General features: G+C 73.3%; 20 protein-coding genes. 14 read left to right on the top strand and 6 right to left on the bottom strand.

Going from position 1 to position 19,066, the window contains the following annotated elements:
* Positions 1–22 precede the first annotated feature (22 nt).
* From Scani_RS20725 to Scani_RS20695, 7 genes are all read left to right on the top strand, one after another.
* The gene (locus Scani_RS20725; protein ID WP_159478581.1) at positions 23–445 is read left to right on the top strand and encodes a hypothetical protein; all 423 of its coding nucleotides are present in this window, start codon (positions 23–25) and stop codon (positions 443–445) included.
* Entirely contained in the window at positions 442–1,614 is a 1,173-nt protein-coding gene (locus Scani_RS20720) for an FAD-dependent oxidoreductase (RefSeq protein WP_159478578.1), read from the top strand. The genes Scani_RS20725 and Scani_RS20720 overlap by 4 nt, the downstream gene beginning before the upstream one ends.
* Before the next feature lie 130 nt (positions 1,615–1,744).
* On the top strand, positions 1,745–2,683 hold the full coding sequence (locus Scani_RS20715; protein ID WP_159478575.1) for an alpha/beta hydrolase: 939 nt from the start codon (positions 1,745–1,747) through the stop codon (positions 2,681–2,683).
* A gap of 10 nt (positions 2,684–2,693) precedes the next feature.
* Positions 2,694–3,437 (top strand): helix-turn-helix transcriptional regulator, encoded by a 744-nt coding sequence (locus Scani_RS20710; RefSeq protein WP_159478572.1) that lies wholly within the window; start codon positions 2,694–2,696, stop codon positions 3,435–3,437.
* A gap of 333 nt (positions 3,438–3,770) precedes the next feature.
* Positions 3,771–4,838, top strand: a complete 1,068-nt coding sequence (locus tag Scani_RS20705) for an ABC transporter substrate-binding protein (protein ID WP_159478569.1) — start codon at positions 3,771–3,773, stop codon at positions 4,836–4,838.
* A gap of 77 nt (positions 4,839–4,915) precedes the next feature.
* Positions 4,916–5,923 carry a FecCD family ABC transporter permease gene (locus tag Scani_RS20700; protein ID WP_246296421.1) on the top strand — a complete coding sequence of 336 codons (1,008 nt, stop codon included), beginning with the start codon at positions 4,916–4,918 and terminating at the stop codon, positions 5,921–5,923.
* Positions 5,920–6,726 carry an ABC transporter ATP-binding protein gene (locus Scani_RS20695; protein WP_159478561.1) on the top strand — a complete coding sequence of 269 codons (807 nt, stop codon included), beginning with the start codon at positions 5,920–5,922 and terminating at the stop codon, positions 6,724–6,726. Before Scani_RS20700 ends, Scani_RS20695 begins: the two co-directional genes overlap by 4 nt.
* A gap of 180 nt (positions 6,727–6,906) precedes the next feature.
* On the opposite strand, the gene Scani_RS20690 is transcribed toward Scani_RS20695, so the two are convergent.
* Complete coding sequence (locus Scani_RS20690; RefSeq protein ID WP_371872360.1) at positions 6,907–7,869, bottom strand: L-tyrosine/L-tryptophan isonitrile synthase family protein; 963 nt, start codon at positions 7,867–7,869, stop codon at positions 6,907–6,909.
* Positions 7,863–9,128 carry a cytochrome P450 family protein gene (locus tag Scani_RS20685; RefSeq protein ID WP_159478558.1) on the bottom strand — a complete coding sequence of 422 codons (1,266 nt, stop codon included), beginning with the start codon at positions 9,126–9,128 and terminating at the stop codon, positions 7,863–7,865. The genes Scani_RS20690 and Scani_RS20685 overlap by 7 nt, the downstream gene beginning before the upstream one ends.
* A 370-nt stretch (positions 9,129–9,498) precedes the next feature.
* Between Scani_RS20685 and Scani_RS20680 the strand changes: the two genes are divergently transcribed.
* The 3 genes from Scani_RS20680 to Scani_RS20670 are packed head-to-tail and all read left to right on the top strand — an operon-like array spanning position 9,499 to position 12,598.
* Complete coding sequence (locus tag Scani_RS20680) at positions 9,499–9,780, top strand: hypothetical protein (RefSeq protein ID WP_159478555.1); 282 nt, start codon at positions 9,499–9,501, stop codon at positions 9,778–9,780.
* Entirely contained in the window at positions 9,777–12,131 is a 2,355-nt protein-coding gene (locus Scani_RS20675; protein ID WP_159478552.1) for a heavy metal translocating P-type ATPase, read from the top strand. Before Scani_RS20680 ends, Scani_RS20675 begins: the two co-directional genes overlap by 4 nt.
* The gene (locus tag Scani_RS20670) at positions 12,128–12,598 is read left to right on the top strand and encodes a copper chaperone PCu(A)C (RefSeq protein ID WP_159478549.1); all 471 of its coding nucleotides are present in this window, start codon (positions 12,128–12,130) and stop codon (positions 12,596–12,598) included. Before Scani_RS20675 ends, Scani_RS20670 begins: the two co-directional genes overlap by 4 nt.
* Positions 12,599–12,685: 87 nt before the next feature.
* On the opposite strand, the gene Scani_RS20665 is transcribed toward Scani_RS20670, so the two are convergent.
* Positions 12,686–13,279 (bottom strand): sigma-70 family RNA polymerase sigma factor, encoded by a 594-nt coding sequence (locus Scani_RS20665; protein ID WP_159478546.1) that lies wholly within the window; start codon positions 13,277–13,279, stop codon positions 12,686–12,688.
* A gap of 49 nt (positions 13,280–13,328) precedes the next feature.
* Between Scani_RS20665 and Scani_RS20660 the strand changes: the two genes are divergently transcribed.
* Complete coding sequence (locus Scani_RS20660) at positions 13,329–13,619, top strand: zf-HC2 domain-containing protein (RefSeq protein ID WP_159478543.1); 291 nt, start codon at positions 13,329–13,331, stop codon at positions 13,617–13,619.
* Positions 13,620–13,833: 214 nt separating this feature from the next.
* On the opposite strand, the gene Scani_RS20655 is transcribed toward Scani_RS20660, so the two are convergent.
* The 3 genes from Scani_RS20655 to Scani_RS20645 form a co-directional block, all read right to left on the bottom strand.
* Positions 13,834–14,604, bottom strand: a complete 771-nt coding sequence (locus Scani_RS20655; protein ID WP_159478540.1) for a PE-PGRS family protein — start codon at positions 14,602–14,604, stop codon at positions 13,834–13,836.
* A gap of 270 nt (positions 14,605–14,874) precedes the next feature.
* On the bottom strand, positions 14,875–15,090 hold the full coding sequence (locus Scani_RS20650; RefSeq protein ID WP_159478537.1) for a ferredoxin: 216 nt from the start codon (positions 15,088–15,090) through the stop codon (positions 14,875–14,877).
* Positions 15,091–15,094: 4 nt separating this feature from the next.
* Positions 15,095–16,285: a cytochrome P450 gene (locus Scani_RS20645; protein WP_159478534.1), complete on the bottom strand. Its 1,191-nt coding sequence runs from the start codon at positions 16,283–16,285 to the stop codon at positions 15,095–15,097.
* A 111-nt stretch (positions 16,286–16,396) separates the two neighbouring features.
* On the opposite strand from Scani_RS20645, the gene Scani_RS20640 reads away from it, so the two are divergent.
* The 3 genes from Scani_RS20640 to sbnA all read left to right on the top strand — a co-directional run bounded on the left by Scani_RS20640 (position 16,397) and on the right by sbnA (position 19,056).
* Positions 16,397–17,113: a TetR/AcrR family transcriptional regulator gene (locus tag Scani_RS20640; protein WP_246296054.1), complete on the top strand. Its 717-nt coding sequence runs from the start codon at positions 16,397–16,399 to the stop codon at positions 17,111–17,113.
* 152 nt (positions 17,114–17,265) lie between these two features.
* Positions 17,266–17,670: a hypothetical protein gene (locus Scani_RS20635; protein ID WP_159478531.1), complete on the top strand. Its 405-nt coding sequence runs from the start codon at positions 17,266–17,268 to the stop codon at positions 17,668–17,670.
* A gap of 438 nt (positions 17,671–18,108) precedes the next feature.
* Entirely contained in the window at positions 18,109–19,056 is a 948-nt protein-coding gene (gene sbnA, locus Scani_RS20630) for a 2,3-diaminopropionate biosynthesis protein SbnA (protein WP_159478528.1), read from the top strand.
* Positions 19,057–19,066: the final 10 nt, after the last annotated feature.

The following is a 19,066-nucleotide window of genomic DNA, read 5'->3' as shown; positions in this document are numbered from 1 at the left end:
GGACCGGACCACAATCGCCGCCATGAGCACAGCGGAGCACAGGGAGCACAGCGGGCCGACCGCCCGTCACGACCAGCCGCCCGCCCCGGACGACGCCCAGGACTTCGCCGACGCCGACCGCGGCTTCCTCGCACGCCTCGACCCCTGCGTCATCACGGTCACCCTCGACGGCGACCCCCGGGCCCTCCTCACCTTCGGCGCCCTGCCGGACGAGCCCGACCCCGCCTTCCCGATCGTCACGCCTCAGGAGCGGGCAGACCGCGGAGCTGACGGTGCGCCGGCCGTGCGCGACGGGCCCGGGGCAGGCCACTCCCGCCCAGACCTCCCGCCCCGCACATCCGGCCCTTCCCTCTCCCAGAGTTCACAACGGGCCCGGCCGGCCGGGTACATCATTGACCTGGATGCCCGAGGGGGCCTGCGCAGAGGAACGGAGTGGCACACGTGACACGCATAGTGGTCATCGGCGGCGGGATCGCGGGTACGGCGACCGCGCTGGCCCTGCACAAGGCGGGATTCGACGTCGCCGTGCACGAGGCGCATTCCGACACCGCCGAGGACATCGGGGCGTTCCTGACCCTGGCGAGCAACGGTATGCGCGCGCTGGCGCAGCTCGACGCCTCGGATGCGGTCACCGCGATCGGCTTCCCCCTGCGCTCGATGCGCGTTCTCGACGACCGGGGCGGCGAGGTGGCCCACGTGCCGCTGGGGGAGGCCGACGACACGCGCCTGCGGTACCGGTGCCTGCGCCGTGGCGAGTTGAACGCCGCGTTGCAGGCCGAGGTCGTCCGCCGGGGCATCGGCCTCTCGCACGGGGCGCGGCTGGTGTCCGTCGAGAACGGCCCGGACAAGGCGACCGCACGCTTCGCCGACGGCAGCGCCGCGACCGGAGACCTGCTCATCGGCGCGGACGGCCTGAACTCGGCCCTGCGGCGGTCGATCGCCCCCGGCGCGGAGCCCGTCTACGCGGGGCAGAGCGTCTTCTACGGCTACACGCCCGGCACCCCGGTGGCGCAGGACACGGGGCACATCACGATGGTGCGGGGCAGCGCCGCTGCCTTCGGTTACGCGGTCTCGCCGGCCGGGGAGACGTACTGGTTCGGCCGCGTCGCCGGTCCAGCCGTCCCCGCCGATGAACTCGCCCACCCCACGCCCTCCCGCCGGCGGGAGCAACTCGTCGAGACCCTGGGCAAGGACGCCACCCCCGCGGCGCGCATCGTCGCGGCGTCCACGGACGGCATCATGGCCACCAACGCCACCGAGATCCCCCTGGGAACGCCCTGGCGCTCCGGACGGACGCTGATCATCGGTGACGCCGCGCATGCGGCCTCACCGGCGACGGGGCAGGGAGCCTCGATGGCGCTGGAGGACGCCGTCATCCTCGCCAAGTCCCTGCGGGACACCCCCGACCTGGACAGCGCACTCTCCCTCTACGAGACCTGCCGCCGCCCGCGCGTGGAGCACAACATCACCGCCAGCGGAGAGATCTCCCGCGGCACCCGCACCCCGTCGCGCACCGGCCGGGCCCCGTCCCCTCAGCGCCCCGGTGACGACACGCTGACCCGCCAGCTGGACTGGAACGTCGACCTCCGGACGGCCTCCGGCGCCGCGGACTAGACGGCACGCAGCAGGGGTTGGCACGAGCAGGGGCGGATGGTGGTGCCGCAGGAAGGACAACAGGAATGTGACGTGGTTCACCGGTGAACGGTGACAGGGTGTTGTCGCGGACGGCTGCGATGGTCGACGCATGACGATCACCGATGAGGACTGCCTGGCCGAGACCCTGGCATTCAACGAGCAGTTCGAGGCCACGGCCGCGAGCCGCCCGGCGCGCGACGAGACGCCCAGTGCAACCCTGCTGGCCGCCCTGCGGCGCAACCGGCTCGGCGGCGACACGCCACCGGTGCGACTGCCGCAGGGCCAAGACCGCGTCGTTGAGGGCGGGGTGAAGGTACGAGTCTTCGTGCCGGAGCACGTTGACGGCGTGTACCTGCACTTCCACGGAGGCGGCTGGATGTTCGGCTCCGCGGACGGGCAGGACGAAAGACTGTGGCGACTCGCCGAGCAGACCCGGCTTGCCGTGGTCAGCGTGGACTACCGCCTCGCACCGGAACACCCCTTCCCCGCCGGACCCGACGACTGCGAAGCCGCCGCACGGTGGCTGGTGAGGCACGCCGCGACCGAGTTCGGCACCGAGCGGCTGCTGATCGGCGGGGAATCGGCCGGTGCCCACCTCAGCGTCGTGACACTGCTGCGCCTTCGCGACCGGCCCGACATCACCGGCGCATTCCGGGCCGCCCACCTGCTCTTTGGCCCCTACGACCTGTCGATGACACCAAGCCAGCGATCGTTCGGCTCCAAGCGGTTGCTGAGCAATACCGACACACTGCGGCGGACCTATGAGCTGGTCACCCCTGGCATGGACGGGGAACAGCGCCGTGATCCGGAGGTCTCACCGCTGTTCGCCGACCTTGTCGGCATGCCGCCCGCCCGGATCGTCGTCGGCAGCGAAGATCCGCTGCGGGACGACTCGCTGTTCCTGGCCCAACGGTGGCAGGCGGCGGGCGCGCCCGTGCAGTTGGATGTCGTCGCCGGCGCCATGCACGGCTTCACCCTCTTCCCGCTGACCATCACCGAACGGGAGCTGCGACGCGAACGGGACTTCCTGTCCACCACGGGCCTGTAGCGTCGCCGGCATGAACCGCACAGCCCGGCTGTATGCGCTGGTGGAAGAGTTGCGCGCAGTCGCGCCGCAGCCGCTGACGGTCGCGGCGCTCGCCGCGCGCTTCGAGGTGAGCACGCGCACGGTGCAGCGCGACCTCCAGGCACTGATGGAGACCGGCGTCCCGGTGCGCACGACACCGGGACGCGGCGGGGGCTGGTCGATCGACCCGGCCATGACCCTGCCCCCGATCCACTTCACCGCTGAGGAAGCCTCGGCCCTGGCCGTCGCCCTCGCCGCGACCGATGTCTTCGCCCCGTACGCCGGGGCGGCCCGCACGGCGGCCCAGAAGATGGTGGCCTCGATGACCGGCCCCGTCTCAGCGGCGGCACAGGAACTGGCCACCCGGATCGTCGCGCTGCCCGCGCCCTCCGACGCCACGGTCCGCACCGCGGTGGAACAGGCCCTCACCACCAACACGGTCCTGCAGCTGTCCTACACCGACGCGGCAGGACGCGAAAGCAACCGCATGGTGGAACCGGCCGGACTGCTCACCGTCGACGGCCGGTGGTACCTCATCGCCTGGTGCCGCACGCGACTGGCCGGCCGGGGCTTCCGGCTGGACCGCATCACAGCAGCGACTCCGACCACGGAGCAGGCACACCCCCACAACCTGACCGAGCTGCTGCGCGGCTCGGCCGCAGCCGCCGCGGTGCAGCCCACCGCGCTGGCTCCGTTCACACCCCGTGCTGAGAAACCGATGGCACCACTCCGGTGAACCATTAGGCGGCGGAGCTGCCGGCCACGCCTGCCCCCTCGGCCGACCCGGTCGTGCCGGGCGCACCCGTCGTCATCAACCGCCTCCCGGTGCCGCTGTGCTGCGTCGCCCTGAAGCCCCGTCGTCGTCCTCCGCTTTCCCTTCGGGCAGCCGCCGGGGCCGCGGCGGCGGGGCTCGGCCGCCCGGCCCCGCCGGAAAAGACGCCGGGGTCCGGAACCGCCCCCGCCGCCCGCCCGACTACCTGTGCCGGGTCGCGCCTGCGGCCCTTCGGCCGCTGCGGCGGCGGGTGAAACGGCCGGTGCGCCGGCTGGTGAGGAATAGGGGAGAAGCGTCATGCGTCCTGGGAAGTTGTGCGGTGTCGCGGTGGTCGTCGCGCTGGCCGCCACCGCATGCGGCGGGAGCGGCACGGGCTCGGACACGGGCACGGACAAGGGCGCCCGCGAGCCGGGCTTTCCGGTGAAGGTCGCCGACTGCAAGGGCGTCACCACCACCTTCCGGTCCGCGCCGCGCAAGATCGTCACCAGTAATGCCGCCGCCCTGGAGACGCTGTTGCGGCTGGGCGCGGGCGACCGGGTCATCGGGACCGGGTTCCCGCCCCACGAGGGCGCCCTGCCCGGCGCCCTGGGCGCGCAGGCCCGGAAGGTGCCGGTGCTGGCGAAGTCCGTGATCCCCAAGGAGAAGCTGCTCGGCTCGGGCGCCGACCTCTACATCGACACCTTCGCGTCGATGAACACCATGGGCCGGGCCGGTGACGCGCCGACCGAGGAGGAGTTCACCGCGGCGGGCATCAAGCACCTCTACCTGGCGTCCACCGCCTGCGCACCGATGGCCGAGAAGCCCCAGCGCGACCTGTCCGGCGTGGAGGGCGACATCAAGCGGCTGGGCGCGGTGACCGGCACCTCCCGGCGGGCGGACGCACTGGTGGCGGGGATGCGGGCGAAGACCGACAAGGTGCACAGGGCGGTGGGCGGTCTCGCCCCCGGCAAGCGGCCGACGTACTTCTTCTTCGACTACGACGCGGGCACCAAGCAGCCGGTCGCCGTCTGCCGCAAGCAGGTCGCCAACGCCGTGATCGGGCAGGCCGGGGCGCGCAATGTCTTCGACGGCTGCGACGGGGACTTCAAGCCGGTCTCCTGGGAGGACGTGGTCGCCAAGGACCCGGACTGGATCCAGCTCGGGGTGCGCAACCGGGGCGACGCCGCGGCCAACGCCAAGGCCTTCGACGAGGCCGCGGCGTTCCTGAAGCGCTTTCCCGCCACCAAGGGGCTCGCCGCCGTGCGCAACGGGAAGTTCCTGCGGATCGGCTCGGAGCGTACGACGATCGCCGGCGTCGGCAACGCGGACACCGTCGAGGAGATCGCCCGCACCCTCCACCCCGACCGGTTCAAGGCGGCACGGTGAGGGCAGCGGCCGTCGCCGAGCCGGACGGGCACGAGGAGCGGGCCGAGCGGTCCGCGCGCCGCACCCCGCCCGCCGGCCTGCTCGCCGCGGGGCTCGGCATCGCCGTGGTGGTGGCCCTGACCGCGGCGGTCTCCCTGGGTTCTACCGATATCGCGCCCGCACACGTCTGGTCGGTGGTGTTCCGGCGGCTCGGCGGGGCGCCGGCCCGGCCGGGCACCGACGACCTGATCGTGTGGCAACTGCGCGTGCCCCGGGCCCTGTTGGCGGCGCTGGTGGGAGCGGGGCTGGGGCTGGTGGGAACGGCGACCCAGGCGCTGGTGCGCAATCCGCTGGCGGACCCCTACCTGCTGGGCATCTCCAACGGCGCCTCGCTCGGCGCGGTCGCCGCCATCGTGCTGGGCGCCGGCGCGGGCGGTGTCCTGGGCCTGGGACTGTCGGCGGCGGCGTTCGCCGGCGCGCTCGCCTCGTTCGCGCTGGTGTGGTGCATGGCCCGGCGCGGCGGGGGTTTCTCGCCGCTGCGCCTGGTGCTGGCCGGCGTCGGCATCGGGCAGTTCCTGTCCGGCTTCACCAGTTACCTCGTACTCCAGGCCGGCGACGAACAGCAGACCCGTAGCGTGCTGTTCTGGCTGATGGGCAGCCTGAGCGGGGCCACCTGGGACGTGCTGTGGCTGCCGGTGGCCGCGGTCGCCGCCGGGCTGGTGGCCCTCCAGGCGCGGGCCCGTGCCATGAACGCGCTGATCATGGGCGATGAGACCGCGGCCGGGGTGGGCGTCGACGTCACCCGGCTGCGCCGGGAGCTGTTCGTGGTGACCAGCCTGCTGACCGGCGTACTGGTCGCGGTCTCCGGAGCCGTCGGCTTCGTGGGCCTGATGGTGCCGCACCTGTGCCGGCTGGTCGTCGGCGGCGACCACCGCAGACTGCTGCCGCTGTCCGCGCTGACCGGGGCGCTGCTGCTGATCGTGGTGGACGTCGTGTGCCGTACGGCGATGGACTCCCAGGAGCTGCCGGTGGGGGTCGTCACCGCGATGATCGGGGCGCCCGCCCTGCTGTTCATCCTGGACCGGCGGATGGAGGCGGGCCGGTGAACGTCGAGATCGAGGATCTGCACGTCGGCTACGCGAGCCGCGACGTCGTGGCCGGAGTGCGCCTGATGGCGGCGGACGGCGAGATCGCCGGGCTGGTCGGCCCCAACGGCAGCGGGAAGTCGACCGTGCTGCGGACCGTGTACCGGCATCTGCGGCCCACCGCGGGCCGGGTGCTGCTGGCCGGGGACGACCTGCGCACGCTCACACCGGGGCAGACCGCACGCCGGGTCGCCGCGCTGCCGCAGGAGCGCGGCAGCGACTTCGAGCTGACCGTACGCGAGGTGGTGACGATGGGCCGAACGCCCTACAAGCGGGCCTTCGCGGGTGACGACCGCACCGACCGGGAGCGGGTGGCCGGCGCCCTCGCCGCCGTCGGAATGGCCGGGCAGGGCGCCCGCCGGTTCTCCGCCCTGTCCGGGGGCGAGCGCCAACGCGCGCTGCTGGCACGGGCCTTCGCCCAGGACCCTCAGGTGCTGGTACTGGACGAGCCCACCAACCACCTCGACGTACGGCACCAGGTCGAGCTGCTCGCGCTGCTGCGGGCGCAGCGCCGTACGACGCTGATCTCCCTGCACGATCTGAACGCGGCCGCCGCCCTGTGCGACCGGCTGCATGTGCTGCACGCCGGGCGGGTGGTGGCGTCCGGCACGCCCCGCGAGGTGCTGACGCCACGGCTGCTGGCCGAGGTGTTCGGGGTGCGGGCCGCGGTGACCGAACATCCGCTCACCGGCGACCCGTTGATCGCCTTCGACCACCGGGAGCCGTTGTCCGCGGGGGAGTCGTTCCCCGCCGGGGACGGGTGACCGGTTCGCCGACCGGGGCGGCGGCGCCACTGCTCTATCGGTGGCGATCGGTGGCGGTGCCACGGCCCTGTCGGCGGCGGGGGACCGGCGCACCTGCCGCCCCCGCTCGCCGCCCCGGCCAGGGGCGCGGCACGCCCCGGCCGTGAGGCATGACCGGGGCCGGGGCGGGTGCCCCCTTCGTCACCCGGTCACGAAGTGGCTCGGCCGCCCCTGGCGACGCACCAGCCGGCCGCGCCGCTCGGCATCCGTCCGGTGCAGCAACTCCCGCCGTCCGTCGCGGTGTTCGAGCACGCAGGAGTGCCAGGGCGTCATCCACACATCGGGCGCATCCAGCAGTCGGATGCCGAACTTGGCCGAGCCCCGGGGCTGCGGATGGATGGAGAGCCGGAAGGCGCCCGGGTGGTGCGCGCCGACCAGGTCGCCCCAGGCGCGGCTGCGCTGCATCACTCCGTAGGCGCGGCGCCGGCAGTCGCGCTGCAGCGCCGAGCGGGTGCCCGTGAACGAGGCGGAGTCCTCGAAGAGGAAGCGGGTGATGCCCTGGTACAGGCGGCGGGTCGGTTCGTCGCTGCGCGTCAGGGACCGCAGGGCCTCCAGGGCGGGGGCGTGGTGCGCGTGGACCAGGGCCCGTTTGGCATCGTGCGACAGCCGCCGTCCGTAGACCTCGCGCAGGTCGAAGACGTCCAGGCGGGTCAGGCCCTCGTCGTGGATCATGGCGCGCAGGGCGTCGGCGTAGGCATCGATGTCGCGGTCGGGCACCCGGATGAGATCGCTGAAGACATGCCCGTCCGAGCAGATCACCACTCGGGCCCCGGGCGGGTGGACGGCCTCGATCCGGGCACACAGGGCGTCCAGGAAGCGCAGCGCCAGCCGTTCGCCCTCGTCGGGGAGGTGACCGAGCACCTTGGCCGGGTTCGGCGACTTGCAGGGGAAGCCGGGGAGGGTGAGGACGAGCGGCTCGCCCGCCGCCACGGGCGCGGCGAGCTGCTGCAGTTGGGCGGGGAAGGCGTCGGGGAAGTCCCCGTGGCCGGTGTGGCCGGTGTCCAGGGTGCGGCGGTACGGCAGGAGCTCGGCGAGTACCGCCGCGCCGCCGGCCGGGTGACCGGCGGGCGGGCCGGTACGCGGCCGGGCCGGGCTGGTCAGCACGCGGCATCCGGCCCGTGCGCGACCGGACAGCCGGCCGGCGCGCCGTAGGCCACCGGCAGCCGCTCGACACCGCGCGCCAGTACCGCCGGGATCCAGCTCAGCTCGTCGTCCGGGACGGCCGGCCGCAGGTCCGGCAGCCGCCTCAGCAGAGTGCCCAGGGCGATCTGCAGCTCGGTCCTGGCGAGCGCGGCGCCGGGACAGAAGTGGATGCCGTGCCCGAAGGCGAGATGCGGGTTGGGGGTGCGGTCGAAGTGCAGGGCGTCGGGGTCGGGGAACTGCCGGGCGTCGCGATGGGCCGCGGACAGCGCCACGATGACGGAGTCGCCCGCCGGGATCCGCGTCCCGTGCAGGTCGGTGTCCTCGGCGAAGAACCGCCACGTCGTCAGCTCGAAGGCGCTGTCATAGCGCAGGAGCTCCTCGACGGCACGGGGCAGCAGCTCCGGACGGCCGGCCAGCGTCGCCAGGTGGCCGGGGTGGCGCAGCAGGGTGACCAGAGCCGTGCCGATCTGGTGGGTGACCGGCTCCTGTCCGGCGACCAGCAGCTGGAAGATCATCGAATCCAGCTCCTCCTGACCGATCCGGCCGTCGTCGCGGGCGGTCACCAGCCGGGAGAGCAGATCCTCGCCCCGCTCACCGCGCTTGTGGACGACGAGATCGGCGATGTACTGCTGCAGTCCGCGCAGCCGCGCCTCGTACGCCGGGCGGGCGGGGTCCGACGGCCCCACGGGCTGGACGACCTTGCCCCAGTCCCGGTCGAAACGCTCCGCGAACTCCGCGGGAAGTCCGATCACTTCGGCCAGCACCTGAAACGGGAAGCGCCCGGCGAAGACCTCGATCAGCTCGGCCTCGCCGGCGTCCGGGAGCCCGTCGAGCAGGGCATCGGCCATCGCCTGGAACCGGGGGCGGAGCCTCTCGACCCGCTGCGGTGCGAAGGCTTCGGTGATCAGGCGGCGCAGCGCGGTGTGCCGCGGCGGGTCCTGGTGGAGCAGATGCACCTGGAGCTGGGAGTGCTGGGGCTCGGGCATGATCGAGGCGCGGGCCCGCCAGGCCGCGTTGCCCCGCGCATGGTGCTTGCCCAGCCGGGGGTCGGTCAGCGCCTGATGGGCGGCTTCGTAGCCGGTGACCAGCCAGGCGCACACCCCGCTGGGGAAGCGCACCCGGTGGACCGGGCCGCGCTCGCGCAGCTCGGCGTACAGGGGATAGGGGTCGCGGGTGTACTCCGGCCCGTACAGCTCTACGGGTTCGGGCGATCTGGACACGGTGTCCTCCTCAACGGGCGCCGGTCGACGACGAACCGCGCCCGGACGGCGCGGCGTTGGAGAGGTCGTGCGCGGGGCGCGTCGAGTTCCCGCCAAGGCCGGGGAATTCGAACGGACGGTGACCGGGAGACGGCCGGGAGGGCGACGGGGCGGCGGAGAGGGTGCCCGAGAGGGGTTCGCGGGCGTGGTCGGAGCCGGCCGAAGAGCCCCCCGGGAAGGTCTCCCGGAACCAGTCGACAGGCCGCCGACCAAACCCAGTTAGTCGGGCCCGGAGGCCGGTGAGTTCCGGCCCGGGAACGGGATGAACCTCACCCTCCGACGAGCCCCGGATCGCCCGCCCGGCGCCGCTTCCGCCTGCCACGATGACGCGATGTCCCGCTCCCCGGCCGATCGCAGTCGGCCCCCTCTCGGCAAGGCCGTCCCACGGCTGTTGCCCGCCCGGTCGGTCCTCGGCTTCCTCGTGCTGCTGGCGCTGCTCGGCACGCTGTCGTACGCGGCCGGTGCCGCCGCCGGTCCGGTGGCCCCGGATCTGCACCCGGCGGGCGGCACCCGTACGGGAGGCGGCGCGCCCGCCGACGACGGGGGCATGGGCGGTATGCACGGCATGGGCGGCGCGGCCCCCCGCCCGGTGACGGGGGGAGCACCGCGATGACCTCGCAGCCCCGGCCCGGACCCCCGTCGTCGCCCCCTCCCGCCGCACCGGCCCCGCCCCTCACCACCACCCTCACGGTCGGCGGGATGACCTGCGCCGCCTGTGTGGGCCGGGTCGAGAAGAAGCTCGGCCGACTGGACGGCGTCGCCGCCTCGGTGAACCTCGCCACCGGCCGGGCGACGGTCAGCCACCCCGCGGCGGTGTCCGTCACCGACCTCGTCACCACCGTCGAGGCGGCCGGATTCACCGCACAGCCCCACGAGCCCGCCCCCGCGCCGGACCCGGACGACCCGCCGTCGCCCGCCGACCGCCCGGACGACGAGGGCGACGCCGCCCGCGCCGAGCGGCACCGGCTGCTGGTGACCGCGGTGCTCTCGCTCCCCGTCCTGGTCCTGTCGATGGTGCCCGGCTGGCAGTTCCGCGACTGGCAGTGGCTGTGCTTCGTGCTCGCCGCGCCCGTCGCCGTATGGGGCGCCGCTCCCTTCCACGCCCGTGCGCTGCGTGGTCTGCGGCACGGCGCGGCCACCATGGACACCCTGGTCTCGCTCGGCGTCGTCGCCTCCTTCGGCTGGTCCGCCTACGCGCTGTTCCTCGGCGGGGCCGGGGCGCCCGGTATGACGATGCCGTTCAGCCTGCTGCCGGCCGCCGGCGACGGGGCCGCGCACCTCTACCTGGAAGCCGCCGTCGGCGTACCGCTGTTCGTGCTGGCCGGGCGGCGGATGGAGGCCAGGGCCCGGCGCGGCACCGGGGCCGCGCTCCGCGCCCTGGCCGAACTCGCCGCCAAGGACGTCGCCGTGCGGACGGCCGACGGCGAGCGGCGCATCCCGGTGGACCGGCTGCGGGCCGGGGACCGCTTCCTGGTCCGTCCCGGCGAACGGGTCGCCACCGACGGCACCGTCGTCGAGGGCCGCTCCGCCCTGGACATGTCCCTGATCACCGGGGAGAGCCGCCCCGTCGAGGCCGGTCCGGGCGAGAGCGTCGTCGGCGGCGCGGTCAACTCGGGCGGTCTACTGGAGGTACGGGCCGACGCGGTGGGCGCCGACACCCAACTCGCCCGGATCACCCGGCTCGTCGAGGACGCCCAGACCGGCAAGACCAAGGTCCAGCGTCTCGCCGACGCCGTGGCGGCCGTCTTCGTCCCCGCCGTACTGACCGTTTCGGTCACCGTCCTGGGCTTCTGGCTCGGCGCCGGGGCCGACCCGCAGTCCGCGATCACCGCGGCGGTGGCGGTCCTCGTCGTCGCCTGCCCCTGCGCGCTGGGGCTGGCCACCCCGACCGCGCTGCTGGCCGCCACCGGCCGGGGCGCCCAGCTCGGGATCCTGGTCCGCGGCCCGGAGGCGCTGGAGCGGCTGCGCCGCATCGACACCGTCGTCCTCGACAAGACCGGCACCCTCACCACCGGCCGGATGAGCGTCACCGCCCTCACCGCGCGCACCGGCGGCCTCGACGCCACCGAGGCGCTGCGGCTGGCCGCCGTCGTCGAGCAGGGCTCCGAACACCCGCTGGCCGGTGCGATCGGCGCCTTCGCCGCCGCGCGACTGCCGGACCGACAGCTGCCGCCCGTAGCGGACTTCGGTGCCACACCCGGATACGGCGTCCACGGCACGGCCGACCGACACCGGGTGGAGGTCACCCGGCCCGGCGACCTCACCGGCCTGCCCGCCCCGCTGCCGGAAGCGGTGCACACCGCCGAGACGGCCGGTCACACCGCCGTCCTCGTCACCGTCGACGGCACCCCGGAGGCCGTCCTCGCGGTCGGCGACACCCTCCGCCCCGACGGCTACCGTGCCGTCGACCATCTGCGCCGCCTGGGGCTGCGGCCGGTCCTGGCCACCGGCGACCGCGCCGCCACCGCCCGCGCGGTGGCCGGCCATCTCGCCATCACCGAGGTCCACGCCGCGGCCCGCCCCGAGGACAAGGCCGCCCTCGTCACCACCCTCAAGGAGCAGGGCTGCCGGGTCGCCGTCGTCGGCGACGGCGTCAACGACGCGGCGGCCCTCGCCCTAGCCGACCTCGGCATCGCCATGGGCAGCGGCACCGACGCCGCGATCGGCGCCGCCGATGTCACCCTCGTACGCGAGGACCTCCAGGCCGTCCCCGACGCCGTACGCCTGGCCCGGCGCACCCTGGGCACCATCCGCGGCAACCTCGTCTGGGCCTTCGGCTACAACCTCGTCACCGTGCCGCTCGCCGCCGTCGGTCTGCTCAGCCCGATGCTGGCGGCCGCCGCCATGTCCGCCAGCTCACTGCTCGTCGTGGGCAACAGCCTCCGGCTGCGCGCCTGGCGGCCGGAAGGGCCGGCCCGCCGCCCGCACGGCCGCCGGCCCCGCCCCCAGGGGGAGACCTCATGAATCGGCCGTCCGTCCCGTCCGTCGTCGTCCCGTTGCTCACCGCTCTGGTGACCCTCGGCGTGCTCACCGCATGGACCGCCGCCGGCAACGCGGGCAGGCCCGCGCGGTTGAGCATCCCCGAGGGCCGGGTGCTGATCCCCTCGGGAACGGAGGCCACCGCCGCGTTCTTCACCCTGCGCAACACCGGCGGCGCCGACGACGTCCTGACGGGTGTCACCGGCCCCGCCGGCCACCGCGCGATGCTCAGCCGCACCGTCGACATCGGGCACAACGCCCGCAGCATGGCGATGGTCCGCGGCGCCACCGTCCCGGCGGGCGACGCCCTGACCATGACGCCGACCACCCTGGACGTCATGGTCAGCCCGCCGCCGCGGCTCGCGCCCGGCGACCGGCTCACCTTCACACTGCACTTCCGCGACAGCCCGCCGCGGACCGTACGGGCCAGGGCGGTACGTCCCGGCGGCTGAGCCCGTCGGCGCCACACGCCACGGGGCTCATGGACCGGCCCTTGCGCCCGTCCATGAGCCCCGTCGCTCTCCCGCGTCGCGGGTCCGTCAGGCCACCGCGTCCGCGTAGACGCGCGACTCGGCGGCCGGTTCGGGACGCTCCGCCTCCGTCAGCAGCGCGACCAGCGTCTCGCGGGCGCGCGCCACCCGGGACCGCACGGTCCCCACGGGGCAGCCCATCACCCCGGCCGCCGCCGCGTACGGCAGCCCCAGCAACTGGGTGAGCACGAACGCCTCCCGCCGCTGCGGCGCCAGCGCCGCCAGCAGTTCGGCCAGCGCCACGCCCTCGTCGAATCCCGGCACACCGCGCGGCTGCACCCGCTCCGCGGCCGTCTGCCAGTCGTCCGTCGCCGCCAGCCGGGGCCGCACCGCGTGGGAACGGATACGGTCCGCCACGACCCGCCGGGCGATGGTCAGCAGCCAGGTACGCGCCGACGACCGGCCCTCGAACCGCGGCAGGCTGCGCAGCGCCCGCACATAGGTGTCCTGCACCAGGTCGTCGGTCGCCTGCGGATCACCGCTGAGATGCGCCACATAGCGCCGCACATCGAGCTGGGTGGCCCGCACGAACTGCTCGACGGCCCGCTCGTCCCCGGTACGGGCGGCCAGCGCCCAGCCCGTCACCGCCTCGTCATCCCGCATACCGCGACCGCCCCTCGCCGCGCAGCCGTGCTTCGGGGAGGATGGACGCATGCACTGCTCGCGCATCCGTACGGCACTCTCCGCCCGCCTCGACGGCGAGGAACTGCCACCCGGCGTCACCCCCGGCCGGCTCGACGACCACCTGGCCGGCTGCCGGGACTGCCGACGGTGGGACGCACGGGCACGAGCCCTGACGGCCGGCCTCGACCGCGCCGCCGGGTACCCCGAAGGCGACCCGGCGGCCGCCGATGCGCTGCTCGCGCGGCTGCGTTCGGCCGCCGCGGGACCGGGAGCGACAGGTTCCGGCACGGCGGACACGGGCGGCAAACGGGCCGGTTGACGCGGTGGCCGGCGGACGCCCGCCGCCGTCGGCCGGTGCGCCGGGAACGGACGCGGGCAGCAGTGCCACCGGCATCCGGACATGGATCATCATCTGGAGTCCTTCGCATGATCCGGTCGCCGCGCGCGGCGGGGACCGGTGAAGTCGGAGCCGGGACGCCGGCGTGCGCGCTCAGCGCCCGCCCGTCCACCGGCTCGGGAATGCGACCGGGCTGTCAGCCGACAGCCGGCTCCCGCGGGGGACCCCGCAACGACCTCGTATACGCCAGCAGCAACTGCCGCACCGCACGCCGCGGCTCCTGACGAGCGGCGCGGACGGCGGGCCGCGGATCGGGCAGCAGGATCCGCAGGACGAGGACCAACGGCGCGAACAGCCGGGCCGACGCGCTCCGTACGAGCCGGAACGCCGCCCGTTCGCCGCCCCACAGCCACGCCGCGCTGAGCAGGGCGACCAGCAGGTGGGCCGCCAGCATGCCGGTGGCGCTGCCGTGCATCCCCGGCATCTGAGCGCTGTGGGCCATGCCGCCCATGTGCCCCATGTGCTGCATGGACTCCATGCCGCCCATGTCCTGCACAGGGTGCGCAGGGTCCGACGAGGGCATGGCCGCCATCTGCTGACGCATCAGCTGCAACAGCTGGGCGCCGTCACGGCCGGAGAACTGTGTCCCGTCCGCCCCGCACAGCAAGGTCCGGGCCCACTGGCGCGCGAGGGAGCGGTCGCCGCCACCGGCTACCGCCTGGCCGAACGAGAAGGCACTGTGCAGGGCGGCCTGGGTGCCGACGGTCAGCAACCCCACCCACACCGGCCCGCGTTCCCGGGCCGCACAGCACCAGGCACCGGCCGCGGTCCCCGCCCAGGCGGCGAGCAGCATCCACGGGGGTACCACGGCATCCGACATCACCATGTGCCCCAGTGCGGCGAGCAGCACACAGACCGCCGCGAACACCGCGGCCCGTAGCCCCCTGAGAACCTGCCCCGCAACCATGACAGGCCCATCGTCGCACCCCTGCCCCACCACGGAACGAGAGGGGCCCCGACCTGCCCCTCGGTGCCCGAACGGGGAGCAGCCGCAGCGGGGAGCGGAGTCGTGAGCGGACCCGGAACGGGAGCGGGCCCGGGGCGGAATCGTGAGCGGACCGGGAAGGGGGAACGCGAAACGGGGCGTGGCTCCTGCCACGCCCCGCCGGTCACCGCCGTCGCTTCCCGCGCCGCCGTTACCACCGCTGTTGCTGCCGTACCGCCGTTGCCGCCGCGCCTAGGGCCGGGGCCCGACGACGTTCTCACCGTCCCGGACGGTGATGGCGCCGGCCGGACAGACATCGGCCGCGTCCAACGCCCGCTCGTCCTCGTCGATCCGCTCCGTCAGCGGACGGGCGTGCTCGCCGTCCAGGGCGAAGAGGTCCGGCGCGACGGCGGCGCAGGAGCCGGAGGCCATGCACTGCCGGGGATCGATCTCCACCTGCCAGGTCATCGGGTCACCACCCCACCGGCATGACCCGCGGACCGCGCACCAGCATCTCGCTCTTCCACACCACATCGCCCGCCAGCCGCAGTTCCGGGAACCGGGTGATCAGGGCGAGGAGCGCCTCCTGGAGTTCCAGCCGGGCCAGCGGCGCGCCCAGGCAGTGGTGGACCCCGTGCCCGAACCCGAGGTGCTGGTTCACGCCCCGGGAGATGTCCAGCGTCCCCGGAGAATCGAAGCGCAGTGCGTCCCGGTTGGCCGCGCCCACCGCGACCAGGACCGGGCTGCCGGCCCGTACCAGGGTCCCGCCGACCTCGACGTCCTCCGTCGCGTAACGGGGCTGGCTCGCACCACTGCCGAGCGGGACGAACCGCAGCAGTTCCTCCACGGCCCCGCCGATCAGCTCCGGCTGTTCGCGCAGCAGGGCGAGCTGGCCCGGGTGATCGAGCAGCGCGAGCACGAAGTTGGGGATCTGGGTGGCGGTGGTCTCGTGCCCGGCGACCAGGATCCCGACGCACAGGTCGACGAGTTCGAGTTCGGACAGCCGGTCGTTGACATCCCTGGCGTCGATGAGCGCCGTCATCAGGTCGTCCTGGGGCGCCCGCCGATGCTCCTCGATCAACTGCCGCATATAGGAGCGGAGTTCTTCCTGATTGGCGTCGAACTGCTCCGCGGTGAGGGAACTCGTCGACAGCGCGGCGTCGCTCCACACCCGGAACCGCGGCCGGTCCTCGGCCGGCACCCCGAGCAGCCGGCAGATCACCGCGACGGGGATGGGCAGCGCGTAGCGGTCCACGAGATCGGCGGGCGGACCGGCCGCCGCCAGCTCGTCGAGCATCTCGTGCGCCAGCTGCTTGACCTGCGGCCGGAGCTTCTCGACCTGGCGGACGGTGAACGCCTTGGCCACCAGCGTGCGCAGCCGGGTGTGATCGGGCGGGTCCATGCCCAGGATGCCGCTGTCGCGACGGCCTTCGGACTGGCGGGGCTCGTCGTGACGGACGCCCTCGGCGCGGCTGAAGCGCTGATCGCCGAGGACGAACCGGGCCTCGGCGTACCGGGTCACGAGCCAGGCCGGCTCGCCGTACGTCATCCGCACCTTCAGCAGCCCGGGGCGGTTGCGGGCCTGTTCGTACTCTTCGGAGAGCTCGAGGCTCTCGGCGACATTGAAGGGGTAGGAGAGGGGTGCTGTGTCGGCTGTGGTCATGGTGACCTCCCTTGTGTAAGCACCTGCTTACAAAAGGTAGGCCGCCCTCCTCGGGGCGGTCAACGATGCATTGTGGCCGTCATCCTGACGGGCCAACGAGAGGAGCTGGCGATGGCGGATACCCCGCAGCACGGCGCGGCGAGCGCATCCCGCCGGGACGCACAGGGCACGCGCCTGCGGTTGCTCGACGCCGCGTCGGGGCTGTTCGCGGAGCGTGGCTACGAACGGGCGACGGTCCGCGACATCGCGGACCGCGCCGGGGTCAATCAGGCCCTGTTGTTCCGTTACTTCGGCTCGAAGAAAGCCCTGTTCGGGGAGGTGATGGCACGTGGCGGCCATGAGCAGCTGCGCACCACTCCGGCCGAGCGGCTGTTCGAGGTCGCCCTGCGCGGCATGCTGGCCGGCGGCAGGGAAGGCGCCGACCGCTCGCTGGAGGTGTGCCTGCGCTCCATCGGCGGCAGCGACGAGATCGCGGATGCGCTGCGGGGGCTGGGAGAGGAGTACGCGGCGGTGCTCGCCACGCTCTCCGAGTCCGATACCGGCTCCCTGCGGGGCGATCTGGCGCTGTCGTGGCTGCTGGGAATTGGCCTGATGCGTGTGGTGGTCGGCAAGGAGCCACTGGTAAGCGCCGACCCCGACACGGTGTGCCGGCTCGTGGTGGGAGCCCTGGGGGGCCTGCTGGAGGGGCTGCCGCAGACCGGCGAGGCGGGGGAGCCGGGCGAGGGTGCGGAGGCCGGGAAGGCTGGGGTGCTCGGGGAGGCCGTGAAGGCCGAAGGGGTCGATGGGGTCGACGGGACCGGCGGGGGGCGCGCTCGGATTCCGCGGTGAACGGGAGGGGGAGGGGCGCGACACGGCCCGTCGCCGTGCGTGCTGCGTTCCAGTGACTCTGCGGCGGGTCGCAAGTCGATGGGCAGAACCACCCTTATTGTCACTTTTGCAGAGAATATTCTTTTTCTGCAGAGTCGAGTGAAGGTGGAAACATGCTCCGTTCGATCCCTCGCGGCCTTGCGGTGGCCGGCCTGGCCGCGGCTGCCCTGGTGGTGCCGACGGCAGGCGCCGCCACAGCCGCAACCCCGGTCCCCAACGCCGCGCAGAGCCCCAAGTGCTTCTCGCACCACTGCGACAGGGGCCACTACGGCGACCGGCACCACAACCGACACCACCACCGGCACCACGGCCGCCACCACGGCCGCTTCGGGCACGGTGGCCACGACGGCTACGACGGCATCGGCCGTGACAACCGCCGCGACGATTTCGGCCGTAACAGCGGCTACGACCGCGACGGCTTCGGGCGCGACGGCGACAGTCTGGGCAAGGACGGCCTGGGCAGGGACGGGCTGGGCAGGGACGGCCTGCTCGGCCTCGGGCTGCTCGGCCTCCTCTAGACCTCGTCGGCTGATCACGCGGTGGGCCCGGGATGGTGATCCCGGGCCCTCCGCATGCCGTGCCGCGTGCGGATTCCGCTGAACTTCGGGGCGGACGGGGCCGTTCCGCCGGTGACCCGGTGAACCCGGGCGGACTGCCCGACAAAAAGGAAGAATGCATTCCGCCGCAGCGCCCCCGCATTTCACCCTTCAACTTTTTTGGTTTCAGGTGAATCGTTGTCATGGGGCTTGCGAAGTGGCAGGATTGCCCTGTCGCATCGCGAATGGGGGATTTGCGACCAACGGGGACGGGGGGAAGGGTCCCTTCTGCGTAGCGCGCCTGACCCGTGCGCCGACCAACAAGCCCTTGGGTACCTCGCTTTTGCGAGTGCAGTTGCTTTGCGCTGCCCAATTTCAACGGTTTGGATTCTGGTGATAGCGGAAGAAGTTTATGATCTCGTGCTGGATGATCTCTTCATCCGGCTCGACCAACTGGTTCCGGGGAGTTCAGTCTTCCTTAAACTGGAAGGTCTCAATCCTGCCGGTTCGGTAAAGCTCAAGACTGCCGTCGCGCTGGTGGAGGCGGCCGAGGACTCCGGCCGTTGTTTTCCGCGGACCCGGCTGATCGAGTCGACGTCGGGAAATCTCGGCGTCGCCCTGGCGATGGTGTGCGCTGCGAAGGGCTACCCACTGACCTGTGTCACGGACCCCAACGCCACCGCCCAGTCCAGACGTCTGATGGGGGTCCTCGGCGCCGAAGTGGTGGTCATCGACGTCCGGGACGCCCAGGGCGGCTATCTGCAATCGCGCATCGACTACATCGGCGAGCGGCTGCGCCGTGATCCCGAGCTCCACTGGCTGAACCAGTACGCCAACCCTGCCGGCCCGCGGGCGCACCGGGACCGCACCGGCCGTGCGCTCCTGGAGGAGATCGGCCACATCGACTACGCCTTCATCGGGGCCGGTACGACGGGCACGCTGATGGGCTGCGCGGAGTATCTCCGCCGGCACAGCCCCGTCACCCGGATCATCGCGGTGGACGCCGAGGGCTCCGTGACCTTCGGCGGGCCGGCCGCCCGGCGTCACCTTCCCGGCCTGGGGACGAGCAGGCGCCCGGAAATACTGGACACACGGAATATCGACGACGTCGTGCTGATTTCCGAGGCGGATTCCGTCGAGATGTGCCGGATGCTGGCCGAAGAACGCGGACTGCTCCTGGGCGGGTCGACGGGCACGGTGCTGTGTGCCGTACAGGAAGCGGCCAAGAAGATTCCGGAAGGCAGTGTCGTGGTGGCGATCTCACCGGACTTCGGAGATCGCTATCTGGAGACCGTCTACAACGACGCATGGGTGGCCGAACGCTGGCCCGGCATAGTCGGCCACAAGATATCTCAGGCACCGGCCTGAGAAGGGGGGA

It is taken from the genome of Streptomyces caniferus (assembly GCF_009811555.1).
GTDB classification, from domain to species: domain Bacteria; phylum Actinomycetota; class Actinomycetes; order Streptomycetales; family Streptomycetaceae; genus Streptomyces; species Streptomyces caniferus.
The sequence above is the reverse complement of the archived record's forward strand: the minus strand, read 5'-3'. Positions and strand labels throughout refer to the sequence as shown.